The 8743-nt window shown below is 70.2% G+C and carries 5 protein-coding genes and 1 pseudogene; 5 read left to right on the forward strand and 1 reads right to left on the reverse strand.

Annotated elements, in window-relative coordinates; all coding sequences use genetic code 11:
• Window positions 1-551: 551 nt before the first annotated feature.
• Window positions 552-1397: an LLM class flavin-dependent oxidoreductase gene (locus ACH4OA_RS34485; RefSeq protein ID WP_397973448.1), complete on the reverse strand. Its 846-nt coding sequence runs from the start codon at window positions 1395-1397 to the stop codon at window positions 552-554.
• A gap of 326 nt (window positions 1398-1723) precedes the next feature.
• Between ACH4OA_RS34485 and ACH4OA_RS34490 the strand changes: the two genes are divergently transcribed.
• The 5 genes and pseudogenes from ACH4OA_RS34490 (at window position 1724) to ACH4OA_RS34510 (ending at window position 8557) form a co-directional block, all read left to right on the forward strand.
• Window positions 1724-2071, forward strand: a complete 348-nt coding sequence (locus ACH4OA_RS34490) for a GntR family transcriptional regulator (RefSeq protein ID WP_397944383.1) — start codon at window positions 1724-1726, stop codon at window positions 2069-2071.
• Window positions 2068-3072 carry a DUF1648 domain-containing protein gene (locus ACH4OA_RS34495; protein ID WP_397973450.1) on the forward strand — a complete coding sequence of 335 codons (1005 nt, stop codon included), beginning with the start codon at window positions 2068-2070 and terminating at the stop codon, window positions 3070-3072. Before ACH4OA_RS34490 ends, ACH4OA_RS34495 begins: the two co-directional genes overlap by 4 nt.
• Window positions 2961-3194 (forward strand): annotated as a pseudogene (locus tag ACH4OA_RS34500) (hypothetical protein); the annotation flags it as partial. The gene ACH4OA_RS34495 and the pseudogene ACH4OA_RS34500, both read left to right, overlap by 112 nt.
• 552 nt (window positions 3195-3746) lie before the next feature.
• Window positions 3747-6779, forward strand: a complete 3033-nt coding sequence (locus ACH4OA_RS34505) for an FG-GAP-like repeat-containing protein (protein ID WP_397973455.1) — start codon at window positions 3747-3749, stop codon at window positions 6777-6779.
• A 581-nt stretch (window positions 6780-7360) separates the two neighbouring features.
• Window positions 7361-8557, forward strand: coding sequence for a DUF4157 domain-containing protein (locus ACH4OA_RS34510; RefSeq protein ID WP_397973453.1), 1197 nt, complete (start codon window positions 7361-7363; stop codon window positions 8555-8557).
• Window positions 8558-8743: the final 186 nt, after the last annotated feature.

Below are 8743 nucleotides of genomic sequence, written 5' to 3' on the forward strand. Positions count from 1 at the left end.
AGCGAGCAACTCCCACTCCAGGTCAGTGAGTTCATGACGACGTACCACGACACCATGATCTATCACCCAGATGATCTTTGAAGACGGACCCTAGTGGCCAGCATGCCGCTCAATTAGGTTGAACGCTGAATCAAGTCGAGCCGTTGTGTGCGCGCCGGGGAGTTGGTAGCCCGCCGGTCTGCCGACAGGCGTTGACATCGGACGGTCGGTTCGCGCCGGGTCGTGAGTGGTGCTGCATTCGTACCCGGACGGCCCCGCTGCTCGGTGCGGGCTGGGCCTGGTGGGTGCGAGGGCTCCGACCTGGCCCGACGTCGCACTCCTCCGCCCCGTTCACGTAAGTCCACCGGCAAAATGGCGGATGTTGGCCCGGTGTGCGTCCAGTGGCGCGAAAAGGTTGAACAGTAATCTACTCGGGGCGGGGCTCCGCTTGGGATGAGGCGACTCCTTCACGGAGATGCCGTCCGGGACGCGACCCTGGAACCCGCGTGACACCCGTACCGGAGCGGTTGACGGACGGTCTCAGCGAGCGCGTCCGTCAACCGTCCGGAACGTCAGACGATGTCGGCGAGGCGGTCCACCTGGTCCGGATCGACGCCGTAGCAGTACAGCATGACCTCGTCGGCGCCCAGGTCGGCGAAGGCGGTGACGGCATCGCGGATCTCGGCCGGCGTGGTGAGCATTCCGGCCACCATGCGGTCGGCCATGCCGGTGAAGGCGTAGTAGGCGTGCATGCGGGCCTGCGCGTCCCGGACCACGTGCTGCGGGCCGAGGGCGACGTTGACCTGCGCGACGATGCGCGGTTCACCGTCGCGGCCGTACTCCTTCCAGAAGCCGCGGGCCATGTCGAACAGACCCCCTGCCCAGGAGGGCGCGGCGGCGGCGAGGAAGCCGTCACCCCAGCGCGCGACGCGTTCGACAGCGGCGGGCTTGAAGCCGCCGAACAGCACCTGAGGGCCGCCGGGCCGGGCGGGGGCAGGACCGATCGGGCCGATGCCGTCGCCGTACGGCTCGCCGGACCACAGGCGGCGCAGCACCGGCATCTGCTCGTCGAGGCGTCGCCCTCGGGTGCGCTTGTCGACGTCCGCGGCCTGGTGGTCGTCGTCCCGGCCGCCGATGCCCAGTCCGAGGACCAGGCGGCCGCCGGTCATCCGGTCCAGGGTGGCAGTCTGCTTGGCGAGCAGGGCGGTGTCGCGCAGCGGGGCGAGCAGCACCTCGGTCTGGAGACGGATGCGGGAGGTGCGGCCGGCGAGGACGGCGAGCGCGACCAGGGGTTCGGGGTTGTCGTAGACGAGTCGGTCGAGCAGGCCGAGCGTGCTGAACGGCCCGGCGTCGGCGCGCTGGGCCCAGGTGAGCAGGGCGGCGGGATCGCCGATGGGCAGGCCGATACCGATGTGCATGAGGTACTCCTCGGAAGGGTCGACAAGGACTGCTGCCGCCCCTCCGGCACCTCGGTGAGGTGGGACGCTCCCGCTCTGCGGCGTGCTTCTGGGGAACGTCTCGTCGAAGTGATCTCACCCTAGGGGGAGGCGATTCGCCGGGACAAGCGAATTTGGCTCGACCTCTAGGCCGTTGGCTTCGACGGGAAGTGGTCGCTCGCCGCGTACAGCGGTTCCGTGTGGGGGAGGGCGAGGCGAGGACCTGTACGCCTGTACGGCCTCGCTGGGAGTACGGAACTCCTTCCCAGCGGCTGGTTGACACCACTGGTGCTATCGTCACTGGCACCATGTTGCTGCGTCTGGACAAGAGGGACACCCGGCCCCTGCATGAGCAGGTGGCCGGCGCGATCCGTCGTGCCATTACCGAGGGCGAGTGCCTGCCGGGGGACCGCCTGCCGTCGGCACGTGAGCTCTCGCAGGTGCTCGACGTCAACGTCAACACGGTCCTGCGTGGCCTGCGCGGTCTCAGGGACGACGGGCTGCTGGAGTTCCGCAGGGGCCGTGGCGTGACCGTGGCCGATGGCGCTGACCGGCGGTCGGGGTTGCTGGAGCGCGTACACGCCCTGGTCGGCGACGCCGCCCGGCTGGGTTACAGCAGGACCGAACTCGTCGAGATGATCAGGGGGGTACCGTGAACGACCGCTCAGGGGCCGGCCGCGGGGCGAGCTGGGGCAGGGGCGCGTGGGCGGCGGGCACCGCTGCCTTGATCGCGGCGCTGCCGTGGACCGCGAACGGACGGCTGCCGGACCGGCTGGCCACCCATTGGACGCTCGGGGACAGCACACCCGACGGATCGATGCCGCTGTGGGCGGCGTCTGTCCTCCCTGCCTTCATCTGGTTGTTCCTGGCGGCTGCCGTGCTGCTGACGCTGCGACGGAGCCCAGACGCCGCCTGTGCGCGAGGAGGGCCATGGGTCGCGACCACGCTGCTGTCGGGAGGCGTCCTCTTCGCCGGCCTCCAGGCATCCGTCGTCCGTGCGAACCTCGACCGCGCGGACTGGCACCACGCTCGCCAGCCGACCCCCTGGCTCGTAGCCACGCTGGTGGCGACGCTCGCCGTGGGCTGCGCCGGATGGCTGGTGAGCAGCCGCCGCCAGGCCGCTGCTCCCGCAGTGCCGGAACACCCACAGGGGCCGGTTCTGCGCATCCCCGAAGGACAGCGCATGGTCTGGCTGTCCCGGACGGCCAATCCCTGGCTCCAGTCGCTGGCCGCGGTGACCGGTCTGGTGGCCGTGGCAGCGATCATCGCTCTCGTCAGCGGCCTGGCCGACCTGGAGACGTTCTGGGGGCTGTTCATACCCTTCGCGCTTTGCTCCCTCGCGGTAGCCGGCTGCGCGGCGGTACAGGCCCGCGTCTCGGAGCGGGGTCTGGAGGTGGCGTTCGGACCGTTCGGCTGGCCCGTACGCCGCTGGGATGCGGCGGACATCGAGTCCGCCCGCACCGAGAACCGCACCCCCGCGCAGGTAGGCGGCTGGGGTTACCGGCTCAACGGCCTGGGCACCACGGTCATGCTGCGCGGCGGGCAATGCCTCGTCATCCGCACCAGGGGCAAGGGGAAGGAGTTCGCCGTCAGCGTCGACGACGCCGAACGGGGCGCCGCTCTCCTCAACGCCCTGAGAGAACCTCGGCTGTACTGAACAGGCCGCTCATATTCTTCGCCCGCGAAGGCGGCAGACGACCAGCTTGCGCCGCCGTGGCCGAGGAACTGCACATCGGCCGCGCCGCCGAGCGCCTCGGCGTGGCCCAGCCACCACTGTCCCGGGCGATCCAGCAGCTCGAACGGCGACTTGGTGTTCACCTGCTGGACCGCGGCCGCCGCGGTCGCCCCGACCGGCGCCGGAGAGATGCTGACGCCGGGGAAATCCCGGTGCCGGCGGTGTCGTACGCCGCTCAGCCGGCAGGGGTGGTCACTCCTGCGAGCTACACGGGACTGTTTACCGCAGGGTCATGTTCGCAGATCACCGATCTCATAGAGTGCTTCCTGTCGGGGGGCGCGGCTTCCGGTCACGCGGACCCTCGCGGCGTCGCCATACGACAGCCGGGGGCCCGTGGGGCCGCGCCCCTTCGCGCCAGAAAGCGACGATCCGCGTCGGGCGGGTGGTCATCGGTCGGGCCGGGCACGGCCGGGTGCAGATACGAGTACGACCGCGGGGGCCGGACCTGGCTCGGGTATCGCTTCTCTTCATGGGGAAAGGGCAGCTTGGTGCGCTTACGTGCGTTGATCGTCGTGTCGGCGATCCTGGGAACTCTTCTGACGGTCGTCGGTGTGACGACGCGCCCTGCTTCGGCCGCCGGCCTGCAGTCGTGGCCTGTGATCACCAACAACCTGCAAGGCGCCAACAGCGGGGGCGACAGCAAATGGACCACTACGGTGGTGGACTACGCGCGGTCCGCGGAGATCGTCGCGCTTCAGGAGGCGGGTGCGTCACCGCCGGGGACATATGTCCGCAACATCACCATCACTCCGAACGCGCCCGGCAACTCCGGCTTCGTCCAGCATCATCGATGGACGGTGCGTGAGGGGTACGAGGTCTACTTCCTGCAGACCGACCCGAACGGTGGTACCTACGAGGGAGGCCGAGTCAACCTCGCCATGGTCACGCAGCGGCCGGCGGACGAGGTCACCATCGTGGCCAACCCGAACCCGGCGGGCCGCAACGCCCTGGGTGTCCGCTTCGATGACAACTGGTACTTCACCTACCACGCCCTCTCCAGCAGTAGCGGCGAGGGCGGCCGGGACGCCCAGGCCATGGTGCAGGCGATCGCCACCTACGTGAACAACTCGGGGCCGAACCGGACGTGGACCGTACTCGGCGATTTCAACCGCGCACCCGGAACGTTCTTCCTGCCGGCGCGGTCCTGGCTCTACCGGACGGGTCTGCCGACCCATCAAAGCGGCGGGGAACTGGACTACGCCGTCTCCTCGGAGAACATCCCGGACCATCCGGTGCACAGACTGCCCGGATCGAGCCCCGATCACTACGCGGTGGGCCTCGGCGCGATGCGTGCGGCGGCCGAGCCGCCGGAGCTGCGCATCCTGCCGTTCGGCGATTCGATCACGTTCGGCGCGGGCAGTACGACCGCCGCGTACCGGGGACCGCTCTGGGACGAGCTGCGGCAGCAGGAGAACACCACGGTGAGCTACGTCGGCTCCCAGCACTACGGGAACATCCCGGACAACGACAACGAGGGCCATCCGAACTGGAAGATCAACGACCTCATCGGCATCACGGACTCCGTGATGGACACCTACAAACCCAACGTGGTGCTGCTGCACATCGGCACCAACGACATGAACGAAGCCGTCGACCCGGCCGGCGCTCCGGACCGGCTGGGCAGCCTGATGGACAAGATCTTCGCCAAGCAGCCGGACGTGACGCTGGTCGTCTCGACACTCGTCCCGTCGGCCAACTCCGCCACCGAGCAGCGCATCGCCGCCTTCAACAACAGCCTGCCCCAAGAGGTCTACGAACGGCGGGAACAGGGCAAGCACGTATGGCTGGTCGACAACTTCGCGGCGCTGAACGCCACATCCGACCTGGCCGACCTCCTGCACCCCAGCGACGACGGATACCGCAAGATGGGTCACGTCTTCTACGAAGGCATCGAGGCCGCCGAGTGGGCCGGCTGGATCGGCCCGTCGACACCTTCCCCCGGTGGAGGTACCGGCGGCCCGGTGCGGGGCTGGCTTCCGCAGGACGTCATCGCCGGCGGCACCATGACTCCGGGCTCCTACCCCGGCAACCTGTCCCTGCGTGGCAATGAGCGAGTCCATTACGCCGACATCAACGGCGACGGCAGGGCGGACTTCATCGTCTCACGCGACACCGGCGCGGCCGAGGTCTGGTTCAACGGCGGCGTCCACAGCGACGGCACCATCACCTGGAACCACTCCGCGAACACGATCCCGGGCAGCTCCTTCGCCCAATGGCAGTTCGCCGACGTCCTCGGTCACGGCCGGGCCGACACGATCACCGTCGTGTCGTACCAGGTAAAAGACGAGAAATACGACGCGGTGAAGGTGTACGGCAATCCCACAGGGCAGTACCAGCCCGCCGGCGACCCGCCCCTGTCGTCGTTGCACATCAATCACCGCTTCGCCGACATCGACGGGGACGGCGCGGCCGACTGGCTGCAGGTCTACCCTGACGGCTCGGTCAGGGCGGCGCTGAGTACTCCCGGCGCATCGGCCCCCTGGACCGCAGGGACGCAGGTGGTCGCCTCCGGAGTCGGCAAGCCGGGCGGCAACGTGCGCTTCGCCGACCTCAACGGCGACGGCCTAGGAGACTATCTGGTCGTGGACCCCGACGGCACCGTCCAGGCGTGGATCAACGGCGGCCCCAAGTCCGAAGGCGGCGACTACATCTGGCGCCCGCAGGGCACCATCTCCACCGGCCTCCGTTCGCCCGACAGCCAGATCCAGTTCGCCGACCTGGACGGCGACGGCAAGGCGGACCTCCTCGATGTCGCCCCCGCCACCGGCGAGACGTGGCTGTGGCGCAACGGCGGCTCACCTGCCGGTCCCGGCTGGACCTGGCACCAGCAGGGATCGATCACGGCAGGCGGCCCCAGCCAGGTCCTCTACGCCGACATCACCGGCGACAACTGGGCCGACTACCTCCAGGTCAACGCGGACGGCTCGGTCCAGGCGTGGAGCAACGGCGGCCCCAAGCCCGAGGGCGGTGACTGGTATTGGGCGCCGCAGGGCACCATCGCCGGCGGTGTCGGCGCGTCCGGCCGCGACGTGCGGTTCACCGACCTCAACAGTGACGGCCGGGCCGACTACGTGGTCGTCAACGACGACGGTTCGGTCCGGGCATGGCTCAACGGCGGGCCCAAACCCGACGGTGGTGACTGGTACTGGGCGCCGCAGGGCACCATCGCCGGCGGCGTAGGCGCACCGGGTACCACCATCCGGCTCGCCGACCTCAACGGCGACGGCCGGGCCGACTACGTGGTCGTCAACGACGACGGTTCGGTCCGGGCGTGGAGCAACGGCGGGCCCAAACCCGAGGGCGGCGACTGGTATTGGGCGCCGCAGGGCACCATCGCCGGCGGTGTCGGCGCAGCAGGCCGCAACGTCCGCTTCGCCGACCTCACCGGTGACCGCCGCGCCGACTACCTCGTCGTGCACGACAGCAGCGCGGTCGACCTGTGGGCCAACGGCGGTCCCAAGCCCGAGGGCGGTGACTGGTATTGGGCCCCGCAGGGCACGACCGCCTCCGGCGTCGGCGCGCCCGGCAGCCAGATCCAGTTCGCCGACCTCGACGCCGACCGCCGCGAGGACTACCTCGACGTGAATCCCGGGACCGGTTCCACCCGGGCCTGGATCAACTTCGGCTGACAGCACGGCGCCCGTACCGCGGTAGCCCTCCCCGGGTGCGCGGAGGGCTACCGGCGGGGCTCCTCGGGTGCGGTGTGGTGGTCCGTGGGCCCGCCCGGGGGAGGGGGCGGGCCGGGCGGATCAGCGGCTGCCTTCGGTTCCGGCCCGCGGCCCCGTCAGCCTGCCTTTAGAGCTTCCAAGTGGCGCCCCCTGCCTGTTGGTTGCTCTCCTTGCCCTTACAGATGGGCGTGACTGCCCGTTCGCCTCTGGTGCCCGTGCGCGTGTACTGGTAGACGGGAGGTCCCTTCGAAAGAGGAGCCGACGTGCGGGCACGGAGAAGTCGGGACAGCGAGCGGGAACCCCTGGTCTTACCGACGGCAGGCGTGAAGCGGCCGGTTGGGGGTGCGGCCGGGCCGCTCGGTATGCAGCCGGTGATCGGCAACGCCGCGGTGGTGCAGTCGCTGCGGCGAGCCGGGCACCCCGGGGCGCTGGACCGGCACCGGCACGGACCCGGATGCGGGCACACCGAGGAGCCGGGGCGATCAGGCCGGTCGAGGGAATCGGAACAGTCGGAGCCGGCGACGCGGTCGGCACAGTCACCCGTGCAGCGTTCGGCGGTGCCCGGCGTGCTCAGCGGCAGCGGACGGCCCCTGGACACGACCACCCGGACCGACATGGAGGGCCGCCTCGGCGCCGACTTCTCCGACGTACGGCTGCACACCGGCGCCGAGGCCCGCCGCTCCGCCGCCGAGATGGGTGCGCGTGCCTACACCTCCGGCAACCACGTCGTCATCGGCGACGGCGGTGGCGACCGGCACACCCTCGCCCATGAGCTGACCCATGTCATCCAGCAGCGTCAGGGCCCCGTCGCGGGCACCGACCACGGTGACGGGCTGTCCGTCTCCGACCCCGGCGACCGCTTCGAACGGGAGGCCGAGGCCAACGCCCGGCGTGTGATGAGCGGTTCCCCCGTCGCGCGGACGACCGACACCGGCCGCTCCGCGCGCAGGGGCGACGGCAGCGCCGTCCAGCGGGCGAAGCGCACCCACGAGGAGAGCGTGGGAGAAGGAGGAGTGGACCCGGACGCGCTCAACCTGATCGCCGCCTCCGCCGGGCGGGAGGACACCTACGCGGGCGGGCGGGGGCGCAAACTGCCCAAGACGCCCGAGGAGGCCGCCTGCTGGGAGTGGGCCGTGCGGGCCGCCGCGGACTCCGGCGGCCTCGACCGGGGTGAGTACTGGAACTACCTCATCGGCCTGAGCGAGGAGGACGACGTACGGGAGCTGGACCAGGTGGAGCCCGTGGTCAGAAGCGATCTGGATCGGCTGCGGGACGACATCACGGCCGCGGGCATGCGCTTCGACCCCGAGAACTTCGACGCCCAGCACGACGAGGCGGCGATCCTCCCCCTCATGGAACGGGCGGTCCGGACCTTCGTGCAGTCCCACGGCCTGCGGATCGACGCCGCCAACCCGGCGGGCTGGATCATGTGCCACTACCGGATGGACGGCGCTTTCGGCGTCCCCGAGCACTTCTGGATCGAACTGCCCGTCCCGAACGGCGGACGGGTGCTCCTCCAGACCGTCCCGGACATCCCGTACATCGAGGCAGGCGGCACCGAGCTGCGCTGGCACGACGAGAACAGCGTGGAGGAGCGGCAGGAGGGCCACGAGACGTACCAGACCATCGAGGTGCCGGTCGCGGCGCTCAAGGGCCGTCACTCCGAGATCATCAACGGCATCCTGGCGAGGGGCCGGCGCACCCGGCGCAAGGCGACGGCGACCTCCTCGGGAACCTGACGGGCCCCGCGAGCCGGACCCGGACAGTCCCCCGGCCCGCCTCGGCTTGCCGGGACTGCAGGCGCGTGTGGTGCGGCAATGGGTGAAGGACCCCACATGACGCACGTCACCTACGACCCCGGACCGTAGACCCATTTGCCCGATTCACCCCACCTCGCACCCCTCCTGACCTGCGGTTTGAGAGGC

This window comes from Streptomyces sp. NPDC017095 (assembly GCF_044332325.1).
Lineage (GTDB): Bacteria > Actinomycetota > Actinomycetes > Streptomycetales > Streptomycetaceae > Streptomyces.